The sequence below is a fragment of the Arthrobacter gyeryongensis genome (genome assembly GCF_039543785.1).
Taxonomy (GTDB): domain Bacteria; phylum Actinomycetota; class Actinomycetes; order Actinomycetales; family Micrococcaceae; genus Arthrobacter; species Arthrobacter gyeryongensis.
Genome location: NZ_BAABKK010000042.1, coordinates 1 through 613, shown reverse-complemented (window position 1 = coordinate 613; position 613 = coordinate 1). Strand labels below are relative to the sequence as shown.

General features: G+C 54.0%; 1 protein-coding gene. It reads left to right on the top strand.

The genetic code is table 11. From position 1 onward, the window contains the following. Nucleotides 1-157: 157 nt before the first annotated feature. The coding region (locus ABEA18_RS24065) for a hypothetical protein (RefSeq protein ID WP_345453817.1) at nucleotides 158-613 on the top strand (456 nt) is incomplete at its 3' end.

The window sequence follows — 613 nt, the reverse complement described above, 5'->3', positions numbered from 1 at the left end:
GTTTGCCCATGCGTTAGCGCCTTGGATATCACAGCGACTTCGGGTACGAACGCTCGCCCATTCTGCGCCCACACTCAACCGCGAGTCTGCCTGGTCGTTGCTTGATTACGTACCGGGGGCAAGATCAGCTTTTCCCATTCCAGGATCTCTGTTTGAGATGAACCAATACTTCACCCTGCTCGACTACATGCATGAGGACTCGAGGTTCCGGCGCCAGCTCCATCTTGATCTTCAGCTCAGTTCGGCGGCCCCCAGCAGTGACAACAAACGGGAGTCCACAGCTCCAATGCATGCTGCAGGAGCATTCAGGTTGCTTGGTGGGATGCTCGATATCTTCTCAAAGTTCGCTGACCTCTATGACTCCTTTGCGGCCCCGGCCGCGCCTAGGAACTGGCTAGAATCGCATTACTCGAATTCAGTAGGCCGGGTGCCGCAACCTGACTCAGTGTTCAAAGAAGAACTTGCGGTTTCGTATATTGATTATGCGACGGATGTTGTCGCCAAAATTTGGGGAGAAGCAGCTGCGGCCCTTGCGGTCAGTCAATCAGATTTGGCTGAGACTGTTCTTTCCACGGGATCGTCATTTCGGAGTTCTGCGACACACATGTTGGGT